The 14,695-nt window shown below is 48.3% G+C and carries 14 protein-coding genes and 2 tRNA genes; 7 read left to right on the top strand and 9 right to left on the bottom strand.

Annotation, left to right across the window (positions count from 1 at the left end; all coding sequences use genetic code 11):
• Positions 1–256 precede the first annotated feature (256 nt).
• Positions 257–1,591, top strand: a complete 1,335-nt coding sequence (locus AB7D94_RS12520; RefSeq protein ID WP_420266224.1) for a diguanylate cyclase domain-containing protein — start codon at positions 257–259, stop codon at positions 1,589–1,591.
• Positions 1,592–1,594: 3 nt separating this feature from the next.
• Complete coding sequence (locus AB7D94_RS12515) at positions 1,595–2,254, top strand: Crp/Fnr family transcriptional regulator (RefSeq protein WP_420266223.1); 660 nt, start codon at positions 1,595–1,597, stop codon at positions 2,252–2,254.
• A 68-nt stretch (positions 2,255–2,322) separates the two neighbouring features.
• Here the strand turns inward: AB7D94_RS12515 and AB7D94_RS12510 are convergent, their stop codons facing one another.
• From AB7D94_RS12510 to AB7D94_RS12480, 7 genes are all read right to left on the bottom strand, one after another.
• Positions 2,323–2,709 (bottom strand): cbb3-type cytochrome c oxidase subunit I, encoded by a 387-nt coding sequence (locus AB7D94_RS12510; RefSeq protein ID WP_420266222.1) that lies wholly within the window; start codon positions 2,707–2,709, stop codon positions 2,323–2,325.
• 70 nt (positions 2,710–2,779) lie between these two features.
• Positions 2,780–3,607, bottom strand: coding sequence for a shikimate dehydrogenase (locus AB7D94_RS12505; protein ID WP_420266221.1), 828 nt, complete (start codon positions 3,605–3,607; stop codon positions 2,780–2,782).
• A 2-nt stretch (positions 3,608–3,609) separates the two neighbouring features.
• A complete protein-coding gene (locus AB7D94_RS12500) occupies positions 3,610–4,893 on the bottom strand; it encodes a DUF512 domain-containing protein (protein ID WP_420266220.1) in 1,284 nt (427 codons plus the stop codon).
• Positions 4,886–5,422 (bottom strand): CDP-alcohol phosphatidyltransferase family protein, encoded by a 537-nt coding sequence (locus AB7D94_RS12495; RefSeq protein WP_420266219.1) that lies wholly within the window; start codon positions 5,420–5,422, stop codon positions 4,886–4,888. Before AB7D94_RS12495 ends, AB7D94_RS12500 begins: the two co-directional genes overlap by 8 nt.
• 8 nt (positions 5,423–5,430) lie before the next feature.
• Positions 5,431–6,513, bottom strand: coding sequence for a hypothetical protein (locus AB7D94_RS12490; RefSeq protein WP_420266218.1), 1,083 nt, complete (start codon positions 6,511–6,513; stop codon positions 5,431–5,433).
• Positions 6,503–7,171 (bottom strand): ribulose-phosphate 3-epimerase, encoded by a 669-nt coding sequence (gene rpe, locus AB7D94_RS12485; RefSeq protein WP_420266217.1) that lies wholly within the window; start codon positions 7,169–7,171, stop codon positions 6,503–6,505. Before rpe ends, AB7D94_RS12490 begins: the two co-directional genes overlap by 11 nt.
• A gap of 2 nt (positions 7,172–7,173) precedes the next feature.
• Positions 7,174–7,878, bottom strand: a complete 705-nt coding sequence (locus AB7D94_RS12480) for a PASTA domain-containing protein (RefSeq protein WP_420266216.1) — start codon at positions 7,876–7,878, stop codon at positions 7,174–7,176.
• A 327-nt stretch (positions 7,879–8,205) separates the two neighbouring features.
• On the opposite strand from AB7D94_RS12480, the gene AB7D94_RS12475 reads away from it, so the two are divergent.
• From AB7D94_RS12475 to AB7D94_RS12465, 3 genes are read left to right on the top strand one after another with little or no spacing between them, the layout of a single operon-like run.
• Positions 8,206–10,650: an ATP-dependent Clp protease ATP-binding subunit gene (locus AB7D94_RS12475; protein WP_420266215.1), complete on the top strand. Its 2,445-nt coding sequence runs from the start codon at positions 8,206–8,208 to the stop codon at positions 10,648–10,650.
• Entirely contained in the window at positions 10,650–11,183 is a 534-nt protein-coding gene (locus AB7D94_RS12470; protein ID WP_420266214.1) for a TlpA family protein disulfide reductase, read from the top strand. The genes AB7D94_RS12475 and AB7D94_RS12470 overlap by 1 nt, the downstream gene beginning before the upstream one ends.
• 3 nt (positions 11,184–11,186) lie before the next feature.
• Positions 11,187–11,762 carry a DUF4416 family protein gene (locus AB7D94_RS12465; RefSeq protein WP_420266213.1) on the top strand — a complete coding sequence of 192 codons (576 nt, stop codon included), beginning with the start codon at positions 11,187–11,189 and terminating at the stop codon, positions 11,760–11,762.
• On the opposite strand, the gene proB is transcribed toward AB7D94_RS12465, so the two are convergent.
• A complete protein-coding gene (gene proB, locus AB7D94_RS12460) occupies positions 11,731–12,825 on the bottom strand; it encodes a glutamate 5-kinase (RefSeq protein WP_420266212.1) in 1,095 nt (364 codons plus the stop codon). The genes AB7D94_RS12465 and proB overlap by 32 nt on opposite strands.
• A gap of 118 nt (positions 12,826–12,943) precedes the next feature.
• Positions 12,944–13,978 carry a 3-methyl-2-oxobutanoate dehydrogenase subunit VorB gene (locus tag AB7D94_RS12455; RefSeq protein ID WP_420266211.1) on the bottom strand — a complete coding sequence of 345 codons (1,035 nt, stop codon included), beginning with the start codon at positions 13,976–13,978 and terminating at the stop codon, positions 12,944–12,946.
• Positions 13,979–14,174: 196 nt separating this feature from the next.
• Between AB7D94_RS12455 and AB7D94_RS12450 the strand changes: the two genes are divergently transcribed.
• Positions 14,175–14,247: transfer RNA gene (locus AB7D94_RS12450), tRNA-Lys, on the top strand.
• An 8-nt stretch (positions 14,248–14,255) separates the two neighbouring features.
• Positions 14,256–14,333: transfer RNA gene (locus tag AB7D94_RS12445), tRNA-Glu, on the top strand.
• Positions 14,334–14,695: the final 362 nt, after the last annotated feature.

Raw genomic sequence — 14,695 nt, 5'->3', positions numbered from 1 at the left:
ACCCCACACCTCCGCGGCAGACTCATCCCCACCTCAAAAAAAAAGGGGGGGGGGGGCTGCTTTACTATTGTGACACAGTCTGGAAGCCGGAATGACGGAAAGGGACAAGCCGGAATGATTGCATAGGTATCTTCTGCTTTATTTTTCAAATGCGTTTGCCCTATGAAGATTAATGCGTTTGCCCTATGAAGATTGATTAAATGAAGATAAATATGGTAATATCAGCGACATACCTATTTATTCAGGGAGACATAAGATGCCGAAAAATAAGATAATGATAGTAGAGGATGAGGGGCTGACCGCGGCGTACATACAGGACATCGTTGAAAGCCTTGGATATGTTGTAACCTCGCATGAGTTTTCCGGGGAGGATGCCATTGAAAGCGCTGTTAAAGGCAAGCCGGATTTAATCCTTATGGACATCAAGCTGCACGGGCGAATGGACGGCATTGAAACTGCAACTGAGATACTCAAACGAATGAGTGTCCCCATCATTTATCTGACCGCCAACTCGGACAAGACAATCTTAGAGCGGGCGAAGATAACACAGCCGTATGGTTACGTACTGAAACCGTTTAATAGCAAGGAGCTGCAGTCCAACATTGAGATGGCGTTATACAAGCACCGTACTGAGTGCAACCTGAAAGATTCGTTGTTTTATGATACGTTGACCTGCCTTCCCAACCGCGCGTTATTCTTTGACAGGTTGGGTCAAGCCTTGAAACAGGCAAAATTAAGCCGACAGTCCCTTGCCCTGTTGATGATAGATTTAAACGATTTCAGCAGTATAAACAGCACTATGGGCAATAAATTCGGAGAGCCGTTGTTGGTTGACGCGGCCGCCAGGCTGATGGCGTGTGTTGGAGAGGCTGATACGGTAGCGCGTATGGGGGAAGATGAGTTTGTAATATTGCTTACAAATATTGCGGACACTAACGCTGTCTGTGACGCGGCCACAAAGGTAATCCTGTCAGTTGGGAAGCCGTTTTATGTAAACGAGACTAACTGTGCCTTAGGCGTCAGTATTGGCATATCATTGTTTCCCTCGGACGGCGACACGTTGAAGACGCTGCTAAAAGAGGCGGATATTGCCATGTACCGCGCGAAAGAAGCCGGAAAGAACCAATACAGATTTTTTGATGAAACATGTGACCAAATGAACAGGGATGTTGGGTTCTTACTCAATAAGGTATGCGGCTTCGTCACCGAACACAGGGGTACTTGGGACCATGACGGCTGGGTGGATTTAGTAATTGACGTAAAGCGGCACGGCATCCCGTTTTCAAACGATGTCACGCAGTATATTGGTGTGTTGCTTGAGACGATTAAGAAGATATATGCGTCAGCGTTAGCGTTGCCGATTACTATTGATGTTGAGAAACTCATCCCCGCAATGTGCCATGAAACATTGGCTTTTATCATGGAAAATGACAGCATATGGAAACAAGACGACTGGAACTTGCTGTTGACTAAGATCAAGGCGCACGGGTTTAAGTTAACGGAGGATGGAAACCATATAATCAGGGATTTGCTTGAGTCAATCAACGCCCTATATGTCCTGCTGTGTAAGAACTGCTCTTACGGAAAGTAAGATATGAACCTTAGAGATGTGAGCTTTTTCAGCGTCCTGTCTGATGAGGATGTCGTGGAGATAAAACCCTATTTCCAAAGCGTGACCCACAGGAAGAAGGAGATGATATTTTCTGAGGGTGACCGTTCTGACTGGCTTTATATCGTCTCAAAGGGTAAAATAAAAATCACCAGACAATCGCAGGACGGCAAAGAACTAATTCTTGAGCTGATCCAGCCAAATGAGCTTTTCGGGGCGGTTGCGGCCTTTAAGGGATTTCCCTATCCGGCCAACGCCGTTGCGATGGAGCCTTCAACGGTGCTTAAACTCTCGCGCAAGGACCTATTTAAAATCATTGACAGATTCCCAAGCGTGATGTTTTCGATTGCATCCGTGCTTGGTGACAGAATGAAAAACTCCCACGACACGTTAAAGAACATTGCCCTTGAGCGTGTTGAAAGCCGCATTGCCTCACTGCTTCTCAAACTTGCGGTAAAATCCTCACCTGATGCCCTGCACATTGATTTGAAACTCACTAAGCAGGACATTGCCGACATGGCCGGTACGACGGTTGAGACGTCCATTCGCACGATAAGCAAATTCAAGCAGCTTGGCCTTATCACAGAGAAGAAGGGCTCGTTCATCATTAAAGACCCCGACGGCCTTAGCCTGTTTGGACATTAGATAAAGGCCGACGAGATTTACGGGGTGAAGGGGGGGTTACCCCCCCTTCGTCGTTAATCCTTTATTCTTTAAGCCGTATGTTCCGGTTTTGGAACCAAAGTTGCCAGCATATTATATACAAACAGCATAATTGACGCGGCTTCCATGAGGCCAAATATGGCGCTGTAAGGTGAGATTGTATAGCATACAACCATGCCGATTAATCCTATGTTTGCGAGCCAGAACTGGACCTCGGCCGCCTTGCGGCTTTTTATCACGCGACCGGCGAACCGGGGCAGCACATGATACCCCACGCCGTATATCATCATTGTTACCCAGCCTAACAACATCAGATGCGAATGAACGAATTTCAATGTCAAATGGGCGGGCGAGGCCATCATCAGTATGCCGAACAATGACGATATCCCCAGATACACAACGCTTGCAATTATGAAATTCTTTACATAACTATCCATCTCTCATTCCTCCACTAAGTAGTATTTAATCTATACTACCAGTTCGCATGAGACAATACCATGATAAATATCATAAACGGTTATATTCGGTCATAAGGGCATCCCTCATAACGTCAACAGGGGCGGGGGCATTTGTCCAGAGTTCAAAAGCAAGGACACCCTGCCAAAAGAGCATACCGAGACCGTTTACCGTTTTGCAGTTTAGTTTCTTTGCCTCAACAAGAAGCGGCGTATCCTTATAAATAACGTCGCATACGACAAGACCTTCTCTTAGTAATGTCTTATTGATAGGAAGCGGGTCGCCGGGGTGAAGCCCGAGCGGGGTAGCGTTTATTAATATGTCCGAGTTGTTTATGGCATCAGTTGATACCTCGGCATAGACATCAGGACTTACTTTTTTTAATTCGCGTACAAGGGAGTTTATTTTTGGCGTGTCGGTATCGAAAATCCTTAATACAGCCGCCTCTTTTGCTATGTAATATGTTAAGGCCCTTGCCGCGCCGCCTGCCCCGACCATAAAAACCCTCTTATTGTTTAAGGTGACGCCAGCCTCTTCCATGGATTTCATAAACCCGCGCCCGTCTGTATTGTGTCCTATCAGTTTGCCGTTAAAGTTTACAATCGTATTAACCGCCCCAATAAACCTTGCCTCTTCATGTATCTCGTCGAGGAATTGGACGGCCTTTTCCTTGTATGGAATTGTAATATTCGCGCCAAGAAAGTTCAACGCGCGTATCCCGTGTATCGCATCTCCCAGCATAGTAGGGGCAACTGGGAACGCTAAGTAGCGGCAGTCCAGCCCGATTGCCTTAAACCCAGCGTTGTGCATGGCCGGAGACAGGCTGTGCCCTACGGGATTGCCTATAAGTCCCGCCAGTCTGGTATGTGCTGTAATCATTATTAATCTACCTCCTCAATAGCCCTTATCAGGCCGTCAAATGAAGACTCTATGATTTTTGTCTTTACGCCGAGTGCCTCTTCCACAAAATCTGTTGTGGTGTCATCAAGGAACATATTCTGACCGTCGCGCAGCGTTACATCAGGGATAAAAATTATCTCATTTGCCCTTGTCTGCCCCATGAAGGAACGCACAATGTCTCTGCCTGTCAGCAGGCCGGTTACGGTTATAGTTGTGCCAAAAAACTGATTCTCTACGGGGACTACCCGTAAATCCACGCCGGCCTTTTTATTTAACTTCTCTGATAATTTTTTAAGATATGGATAAAACGACATGCCGGTAAACAGCGATATCGGAGTTGTTGGCACATGTTTTAGTTTTTTAAATTTCCCAGCCCGATGTAAGAACTCCGGCACCATGCCAACGCCGTTTTCCTTTTGGGGCAGTTCGCCGTAGTTTTTCAGGGGAGGGAAGGGGTGTTCGCCCTTGAGGTACAGCTCATCGGCGGCATAGACAAGCTGCTCACCGTGTTTTTTCAGGAATTTCTTCTGAAACGCCTCAATTGTAGAAAGCGCCATTATAGCGTCCTCTTTTGTGACAGGGTTCATCTTTTTATTCCCATAGACGGTTAACCCCACGGGCACTACGGCTATTGATGACAGGTATGGATAGAACTTTCTCAGGTCTGTTATTGTATGTTCAAGGTCGCTGCCGTCGTTGTAACCGGGGCAGAGGACTATCTGTGCGTGCAGTTTTATCTTGTTTTTTGTCAAAAACCGGATTTCCTTTAAGACATCCCCGGCCTTCGCGTTGCCAATCAGCTTTTTTCTGATCTCTTCGTTTGTGGAGTGAACGGAAATGTAGAGCGGGCTGAGCCGCTGCTCTATTATCCTTTGTTTGTCTGCGTCGCTCAAATTGGTAAGCGTTATATAACTTCCATAGAGAAACGACATACGGTAGTCTTCGTCTTTGATGTAGAGGGTCTTTCTCAGCCCTTTGGGGAGTTGATTGACGAAACAGAACAGGCAGCGGTTCTTGCATATTGATATTTTAAAGGATTTAAGCTCCAGCCCCAGAGATCTGCCTTCGGCTGTAGTGATTGTTTTTTCAAATATTTTTCCCCTTCTTTTGAGCAGCAGGGAGAATTCATTATCGTTTGAATAGAACATGAGGTCTATTTCGTCAGCGATTGCGTGTCCGTTTATGGAGATTAACTCATCCCCGGTCCTGAGTCCGGCCTCGTGAGCCAGTGAACCGCCTATGACCGCCGCTATTGTGCTAGCCATTAGTGTACATTAGCCCCTTTACTATGTAATACAGCCCTGAGGCAACCGTCAGAATGGCCGTAACCCAAATCAACACAGTCTGGTCTGGCAGCAGCTCACGAAAGTTTATTCTCAACAGGATATAAGCAAGGAGTACCATCTGTGCCGCTATGGCCGATTTCCCCAGTATGCTTGGCCTTATGAATACTACATGGTGTATCATATAAAACAAACCCCAGCCCAAAAGCACAATCAGGTCGCGGCTTATTATGGAGATTGTAAGCCACGTGGGTACCCACCCGTATATAGCAAACAAGATGAAGGATGTTATTAGTAAAAACTTGTCGGCCATAGGATCAAGAAATTGTCCAAGCTTTGTCTGCTTATTTGTAACGCGGGCAATCAGGCCGTCGAGGGCGTCAGTGATGGAGGCCGCGACAAATACCGCAAGGGCGATGTCATACCTCTTGTAAATCAGCGTAGAGGCAAAAAAAGGTATTGCCACTATCCGTAACAGTGTCAGTGTGTTTGGTATGTTTAGTACGCCCATATTCACCTTCAGGGTATATTTAATGGTATTGAGTTGCCTTGTAATTCACGGATCCCGATTGTCTTATAGCATTCTGCCGTTCCGGTTTCCATAATAGAGTGGAGTTTAAGCGCGTGGCAGCCCTCTAACTGTAAGGAATAGACGCCCGCGTTTTTAACCGCCCTCTGAAGCGGCCGTTTATACTGCCCCAGGTGCCTGTGTAAATATCTGGCCTGACAAATGCCAAGGTCGGCGTATATTGAGCCGCGCACATCCAGCGTCTTTTTAAAGCGCGCCGCTGCCGCCTCAAAGAAACCCTCGCCGGATATGACATCAGATACCATTAGCTTCAACATCCCAATGCTCCACAGCGTGTATGCGGAGCTTACCGTGTCGCCAATCTTGCCATACATATTGAGGGCTGTGTTAAGATGTCTAAGTCCATCGCTATATGAACCTTTCATTCTCAGGGCGTTGCCTATGCCGCAGTGCGAATAAGCCGTGCCAAAGCGGTCTTTATTTGAAGAGAATATATTACCGGCGTTGGTATAACATTGAAGCGATTCGTCGTACAGGCCTTTCATGCGATATGCCCCGCCGAGGCCGCATTGGCAGTATCCGGTGCCGGAGGTGTCATTGAGGGCGTTAAATATCCCCTCTGCCGCGTTGAAGGCCTCTATTGAGCCGTTAATATCACCCTTCACACGCAGCGTACCCGCAAGCGCCCATGTGCTGAAGGCAGCCCCTGCGTGGTCGCCTAACTCCTCGTAACGCGCCTTTATCTGTGTTATATCGTTGAGGGCATCCTGCCAGTGGCCCAGTGCGCGCCTTGAGAGTGCCCCGCCAAGCCTGGCGTCAAGGGCGGCGTCCTCTATTGACGCCTCAGTGGCCGCCGCCGCGGCCTTGGCGTAATTCTCTGCGGCAGTCCTGTAATTGCCAGTCATTCGCTGCGTGTCCGCGATTGAGGTAAGACACTCAATGTACAGGCTGTTGTTGGGTGCCTCTTCTTTAAGGGCGGCCTTGAGCGCTGCCCGCAGGATTTTGGCCGCCCCGGCGTAGTTTGATTTGCCGCTCTGGTATTGCGCCCTTGTGATGAGAGTTTTAGCGTCCATATGAGTTTGTCTTTTCCTTTACGGCCTGAATGGTTTCCTTATAGTTTTTTGAATTATAAAAGGCGGAGCCCATGACCAGTATGTCTGCCCCCGCGGCGGCAACATTTGCGGCGTTGCCAACCGTTACGCCGCCGTCCACCTCTATTTTAACATCGGTGAGGCCTTTTTGAGTTATCATGGATTTCAGCGCGGCGATTTTTTTGAGTGAATGGGGGATAAAACGCTGCCCGCCAAAGCCCGGATTTACCGACATCAGCATGATTACGTCGGCGTCTTGCAGGGTGTCCTCCAGAGCCGATACTGGTGTGGATGGATTTATGGAGACGCCCGCCTTTGCCCCAAGTAGCCTGATCAGGTTTAGTGTGCTGTTGAGATGGCTGTCCGCCTCATAGTGGATGGTGAGAATATCTGCCCCCGCGTCAATGAAATTCCTGATAAACCTGTCTGGCCGCTCTATCATCAAATGTACGTCAAGGGGCAGTGTGGCGGCCTTCTTAATCTGTTCCACAATAAAATACCCGATTGTAATATTGGGGACGAAGATGCCGTCCATGACGTCAATGTGAAAAAAATCTGCCCCGGCCTCTTCGGTTTCTCTGATTTCCCTGCCTAATTCCAAAAAATTAGCAGACAATATAGACGGCGCTGTCAAGACCATAATTATTGCTCCTCTTTTTCTTTAGTGGCAGACATCATCACATGGACTAGGCCGCCCTGCGCTAATATTGTCCCCGATTCGGGGGATTGGCTTGTTATGTGTCCAGCCGTGCCTGTAATATCTATTTTCAGGCCAACAGATGCCGCAAGCTGCTCTGCCTGTGCCTTGTCTTTTCCAGTGAAATCAGGGCAATAGTACGTTGCGGCAACTGGTCCCTTACTCACAATCAGCGTAATGTCATTGCCGCTCCTCTCATCCGGCCCCGGCCTTTGCGATATTACCATTCCCTGTCCTATGGTATCTGAGTGTACCTCTATTACCTTGCTTATCTTCACCTTGCTCAGGGCTACCGTTTCCTCTGCCTGCTGAAGCTCAATCCCCCTCAGGTCTCCCATAAATTGATAGCGCGGCCCCTTGCTCATCAACACAGAGACCGTCCGTCCCTCTTTTATCTTATTGCCAGACGGTATGTTTTGTTTCACTATATGGCCTGCCGGCACTATGGGGTCATAGTCCTCCCCTTCAACTCTTAAATAGAGCCTTATGCCGCTTAACGCCTCATTTGCCTCTACAAGATTTTTTAATTTCAAATCCGGCACCTCAACACTCTTACTCGTCGTCAGGAGGGCGAATGTCACATAACCAGCCAAAACCGATATGGCGATAAACAAGATTAAAAAAACCGTCAACCTTACCAGAGTTCTCATCGTTTAGCTTTACAGTATGACATCCCCTTCATCCTCTGAGTCCATAGTTCGCGACCACCCGCACCCCAACACTGCGGCAACCCGTTGTAGAATACACGACTTGGGTGCGTTTTATCAAGTGTCTTGTGTGAAAAATGTCTTGTGTGAAAAATTGAGTGGTTTTTTTCAACCGCACGGTCAAGCGGTGGCAAGGCGCTAAGATAATTATTGACATTGTCCCATAAAAACGGTTATTTTATATACAGAAGAGGGAAGTATAGCGTGTGAATGGGGATGTTAACGCTGTGGCTGGGTTAGCAATAGAGGCGGCAAAAGAGGTGGTAAAGGATGTTTGAGAAATTTACTGAAAGAGGAAGAAAAATAATCATATATGCCAAGGAAGAGGCTGAAAACAGGCAGAACGATTACCTTGGCACAGAACACCTGCTCCTTGCCATACTAAGGGACAAGGACGGCCTGCCGGTGGCTATATTAAGGAAGATGGGCCTTTCTACGGAACATATCAGAATTGAGGTGGAGCGCAATCTGCCCGCGGGGACCAATCTCCTGACCTTTGGAGAGATACCGTTTACGCCGCGCGCAAAGAAGGTCCTTGAGCTGTCTGTGGAAGAGGCGAGGCTGCTTGGGCATAATTACATTGGGAGCGAGCACCTGCTGCTTGGGCTGATAAGAGAAGATGAGGGGATAGGCGGTAAGATATTAAGGAATCTTGGGGCAAATCTACTGGGGGCGAGGCAGCTTACGATAAATCTCTCCATGCGCACACAGGCCTTTACCAAGATGAAGAAAACCACAACCCCCGCGCTTAACGAGTTTGGCCGTGACCTGACGGCAATGGCACAGGAGGGCATACTTGACCCTGTCATCGGCAGAGAGGACGAGGTTGAGAGGATTCTCCAGATACTTGGGCGCAGGATAAAAAACAACCCGGCGATAATCGGCGGCCCCGGCGTTGGCAAGACCGCCATTGTAGAGGGCCTCGCGCAGAAAATAGCCTCCGGCGATATACCCGAAAACCTCTCAGGCAAGAGGATAATCGCCCTTGACCTTGGCGCCCTCATAGCCGGTACGAAGTACAGGGGACAGTTTGAGGAACGCCTGAAGGTAATAATGAAAGAGATAAAGCAATCTGACAATGTCATCTTATTTGTTGACGAGCTGCACACGTTAATAGGCGCCGGGGCCGCCGAGGGTTCAGTAGATGCCTCAAGTATGTTAAAGCCGGCCCTCTCAAGGGGTGAGATACAGTGCATTGGGGCGACCACATCAGCGGAGTTTAGAAAATATATTGAGAAAGACGGCGCCCTTGAGCGCAGGTTCCAGCCCATTTATATTGAGCCTCCATCGGTTGAGGATACGGTAAGAATACTGGCCGGCCTTAGAAACAGATACGAAAGCCACCACGGCGTGAAACTCGCCGATGACGCGCTTGCCTCAGCCGCCCGGCTTTCAGACCTCTATATATCGGACAGAAATCTCCCCGACAAGGCCATAGACGTTATTGACGAAACAGGCTCAAGGATTAAACTTAAGAGGTTCACGCCTCCTATGGAGCTAAAAGACATAGAGAAAGACCTTGGTAGGCTAAACAAGGAAAAGACCCTCTTTCTTCGCCTTAACGACATTGAAAAGGCGGCCTCAATCAGAGGGGAAGAGGAGAAGCTAAAGCGCATCTATGACTCCATACAAAGGAAATGGCAGGAGGATCTCAACAACGATGTCCCTGTGATTATCGAAGAGGACATAACGTACACAGTGTCAAAGATGACCGGCATCCCTCTGTCCAGATTAGAGGAGAAGGAGACCGAACGCCTTCTGAACATGGAAGATGAGCTACACAAAAGGGTGATCTCGCAAAACGAGGCCATCACTGCCATAAGCAGGGCAATCAGGCGCTCGCGCGCTGGCATCAAGAGCAGAAAAAAACCCGTCGGGTCGTTCTTCTTTCTTGGACCTACGGGCGTTGGCAAGACAGAACTGGCAAAGGCCCTTGCTGAGTTTCTCTTTAACGATGAGAAAGCGCTCATCAAGATTGATATGTCCGAGTACATGGAGAGGTTTAACGTGTCAAAACTTACCGGCGCGCCTCCCGGCTATATCGGTTATGAAGAGGGTGGGCAGCTTACCGAGAAAGTCAGGAAGAAACCATATTCGGTGTTGCTCTTTGACGAGATAGAAAAGGCTCACCATGACGTCTTTAACGTCCTTCTTCAGATACTCGACGAAGGGGTGATCACAGATAATTACGGCAGAAAGGTGGATTTTAAAAACACCGTCATCATCATGACGTCTAATCTTGGCGCAAGAATTATTGAGAAATCAACGCCGCTTGGATTCCAGAGGAGTGCGAAGTCGGATGTCTACTCGAAGATCAAGGACAACGTCATGGACGAACTCAAAAAGACATTTAACCCTGAGTTCATCAACAGGGTTGACGACATTATCGTATTCCATCCCCTGGACAAGCCTGACCTCTACGCAATCATTGATTTACTGATAGAGGAGACGAACTTGCAGCTTATTGACCATGACATCGCAATTGAGCTTTCTGACGAGGTCAGGGAATGGATTGTCGAAAAATATTACCAGCCCGCCTATGGCGCAAGGCCGATGAGGCGCGCTATTCAGAAGGAGATAGACGACCCGCTTTCTGAGGAGATACTAAGGGGCAGATTTAAGGATGTCCAGACAGTAAGGATAGTCCTCAGAGACAACGCCCCCGTGTTTATCGCGGTTGAAGAGATGCAGTATATACCGGCCGGCGTTAACTAATGAAGACAAAGGCGATTATATTAATCATTATATTTGCTGTGGCTATTCTTATATTACAGGTCGGCAGGCAAGAGGGTAGGCGCGCCTCTAAACAACTGGTCGAGGGCCGGGAAGCGCCGCTTTATAAGCTGGCCGCCTCTGCTGACGGCAAGGTAGTATCTGCCGAGGATTACAGGGGTAGGGCGGTGATCGTCAATTTTTGGGCCTCATGGTGTGCCTCCTGCGTAGCTGAGATGCCTTCTTTCCAGAAGTTTTATGAGGCCAATAAGTCCAACACCTCGCTCGTGGTTATTACTGTCTTGTATAAGGATGACATTAACGACGCCCTGAAATTTATGAAGGAAAATAAGTACGACCTGCCAGTTTTTCTTGATGACAAAAGCACCAACGCGCGTGCCTTCGGTCTGACGGGTGTGCCGGAGACGTTTTTTATAGACAAACACGGCGTACTTTTTAAGAAGGTTCTTGGGCCTATTGAATGGGAATCCCCGGATTTAAAGGAATTAGTCAAAGAACTCCTCTCTAAGGCTTGACCGATGCCCAGAAGGGCTAAATCTGAGCTGGTCAAATCAACAGAAAGGGTGGATTCAGAAGATACGCTTCTCTTTGCAGGATTGTTATACGCGGAGGGCAGTTCGTATGAGTTGCTCAGGCAGCGGCTTGTTGATTTGTTTTGTCCAATCAGGCTGGAGTCTGCTCAGAAGCCGTGGGATTATTCTGAATATTATAACGAAGAGCTTGGTGTCCCTATTATGAGGCGTTTTGTAATCTTCGACACGTTGATTCGCTCTGAGACCCTGCCTGATATAAAACGCAGGACAGTAGAACTGGAAAGGGGCCTTTCAATAAAAGGAAAGAGGCAATACAATGTTGACCCAGGTTATATTACGCTGTCAAAACTCGTCCTGGCCACTACGAAAAACTACGCCCACAGGATTCATCTGCGTGACGGCATATATGGGGAGGTAACTCTGCTTTTTAGGGGCAATTCCTATGTGCCGAATGGTTTTTCATATAGTGATTATAGCGAGGCCGCCTCAGTGGATTTTTTTAAGAAGGGAAGGGAATTGATTCATAAGTCTATAGTATCGTCATATTGTCTCTGTGGATGACCTCGTCGGAGTACTTAAAGCCGAGTATGGCTTCGATTTGTGAGGTCTTATGGCCGATGATTTTAATGAGTTCAGCATTGTCGTAGTTTACAAGGCCCTTCGCTATTTGTTTGCCGGTTGAGTTGACGCAATAAACGGCGTCACCCCTGTCAAAGACACCAGAAATGGATTTAATGCCGGATGGCAGGAGGCTTTTCCCGCCGCTTATGATGGCCGTTGCGGCACCGTCGTCGAGGGTGAGCCGACCTTTTGAGCGAATGCCAAAGGCAATCCAGCCCTTTCGCGCGCCGTGTTTCCTTGCGGTTGGTTCAAATAGTGTGCCTGGCTGGCTGCCGTAGAAGATTGTTGATAGAACATAGTCAGAGTTGCCGTTTACTATGTTGACGGTAATACCGTCTGCCGACGCCATTTTAGCGGCTACGAGTTTTGAGGACATTCCGCCCGTGCCACATTCTGTTGCTGAGCCGCAGGCCGCTTTTTCCATCTCCGGGGTGATTATTTTTACAACTGGAATAAGTTTGGCTGATTTATTTTTCCTTGGGTCAAAGTTGTAAAGGCCGTTCACGTCTGACAGGATAACTAGTCTATCTGCGTTTAGAAGAGAGGCTACAAGGGCGGCAAGCCGGTCATTATCGCCGAATTTAAGCTCGTCTATTGACACGGTATCGTTTTCATTGATAATCGGGATGATATGAAAATCAAGCAGGATTCTCAAGGTATTTCTGGCGTTTAGATAGCGCTGCCGGATGGAAAATACGTCTCTGGTAAGCAGCACCTGGGCTACTTTTTTATTGTACAGGCCAAAGGCCCTCTCATATGCCCATACAAGGGAACTTTGCCCTGCCGCCGCGGCTGCCTGTTTAATGTTGATGTCGTTAATCGGCCCTTCTATGCCGAGCTTGCCCCTGCCTGCGGCCACCGCACCAGATGAAACGATTATCGTTTGATGGCCGATGTCGCAGAGTGCCGATATGTCGCGGGCAAGGTGGTTGATTACGGCTTCGTTGAGCCCCTCCGGCGTGGTGATTATACTGCTTCCGATTTTGATTACTATGGTTTCCATGCCCTAAGACATTGAGGGCGCTGCCCTCAAACTCCCGCAAGGAGGGTAACCCTCCTTGACCTGTATTTTTACACATATTTTTTTGCGGCGAAGCCGCTGTTGTATCGGTAGTATATCGCTAGTATATCTCTTTTATTTTATCGTATACCTCGTTGGGCTTTATCATCGCACCGCCCGGCCTGCCGTAAAACAACACCTCAGCCTGCCCATTTATAGCAAGCCTCACGTCCTCTACCATCTGCCCGGAGTTAAGCTCAACGACCAGGATTTTTTTCCTGCCCTGCCGTACCAGCAGCCTGAGGGCCTCATCCGGATATGGAAACAGGGTTATCGGCCTGAAAAGCCCAACCTTATATCCCTCGCGCCTGAGCGCCGTAATCGCGGAGTAGGCAATCCGCGCCGCAGACCCAAATGCCGCCACTACCACCTCAGCATCCTCTGTGTCAATAGACTCAGAGCGCGTCTCATATTTTTTCATCGCGTCATATTTGGCCTGCATCTTGAGATTCAGTTCCTCAAGCTCATTGTCGCCCATGTACAGGGTTTTAATAACGTTCGGCTTTCTGTTTAAACACCCCGTCAGCGCCCATGTCTTTTCGGGAAGGTCCGGTTTAACGTACGGAGTTGGCGTAAAGGGCTCCATCATCTGCCCAAGAATGCCGTCGGCAAGTATCAGTACGGGGTTTCTGTACTGGTCTGCCTTGTCAAAGGCAAGCATTGTGAGGTCCCACATCTCCTGAACATTGTATGGGGCATAGACGAGCAGCCTGTAGTCGCCATGCCCACCGCCCTTGACGGACTGAAAGTAGTCGGCCTGAGAGCCTGAGATATTGCCAAGCCCAGGGCCTCCACGCTGGATATTCACTACCAGGGCCGGAAGCTCCGCCCCCGCAAGAAAAGACAACCCCTCCTGCTTTAGGCTTATCCCCGGCGAAGACGATGACGTCATCGCCCTCACTCCCGCCGCCGCCGCCCCGTAAACCATGTTGATGGCGGCTACTTCGCTCTCCGCCTGGATGAAGATACCATTAACATCAGGCATTCGCTCAGACATGTACTCAGGTATCTCATTCTGAGGCGTTATTGGATACCCCGCATAGAAACGGCATCCCGCCGCAATCGCTGCCTCCGCGATGGCTTCATTGCCCTTCATCAACACCTTGGACGATGGCGATTGCTTTTTTATAGCCCTATTCCCCACTTTCGAAATAAGTTTATTTCACTGATTCAGCTTATGCTCAAAACACACGGCATTGTAACATAACGCCAGCGTTGGCCGCAACTAAAATTGTACCGCTGCCTTTCTCTTATTTGACAAATAAAATTCTGTGTGCTATACTGACATAGTTGAGCCGCTAGCTCAGCTGGTAGAGCACCGCCCTTTTAAGGCGGGCGTCCTGGGTTCGAATCCCAGGCGGCTCATAAGATGTGTCCCCATCGTCTAGTCCGGCCCAGGACATCGGCCTTTCACGTCGGTAACACGGGTTCGAATCCCGTTGGGGACGCCAATAAAAATCTTATATATCAAGCACTTATCTTCTCGTACCCCTCAAAAATACCGTCACCAGACCGTCACCAGCCTTTTTTGATGGTATTTGCTTCATCGAAAATTTGTTTAGATTTTGTATCAGTAATCTCTTCTACAAGCACCTACTATCGAGTACAAAAACTTGCCAATTTATACTATACAAAATTACAGACTGCTGTCCCGAAAATCAATCTTGTATGGCTTTGGACACCTCAATATTTTCTGTTCTTGCATTATTTTATCTATTTTCTCTTTCTATGTCCATTAAATACAATATATAAAGATAGAATACCCCTATAACCGACATAGAGAAGCGAAAAGAGTTAAAAGCCCCCGTGCTTT

The organism is Candidatus Magnetominusculus dajiuhuensis (assembly GCF_046044395.1).
In the GTDB taxonomy this organism is placed as follows: domain Bacteria; phylum Nitrospirota; class Thermodesulfovibrionia; order Thermodesulfovibrionales; family Magnetobacteriaceae; genus Magnetominusculus; species Magnetominusculus dajiuhuensis.
Note: the sequence above shows the minus strand (reverse complement) of the source record. Positions and strands in the feature narration are given on the sequence as shown.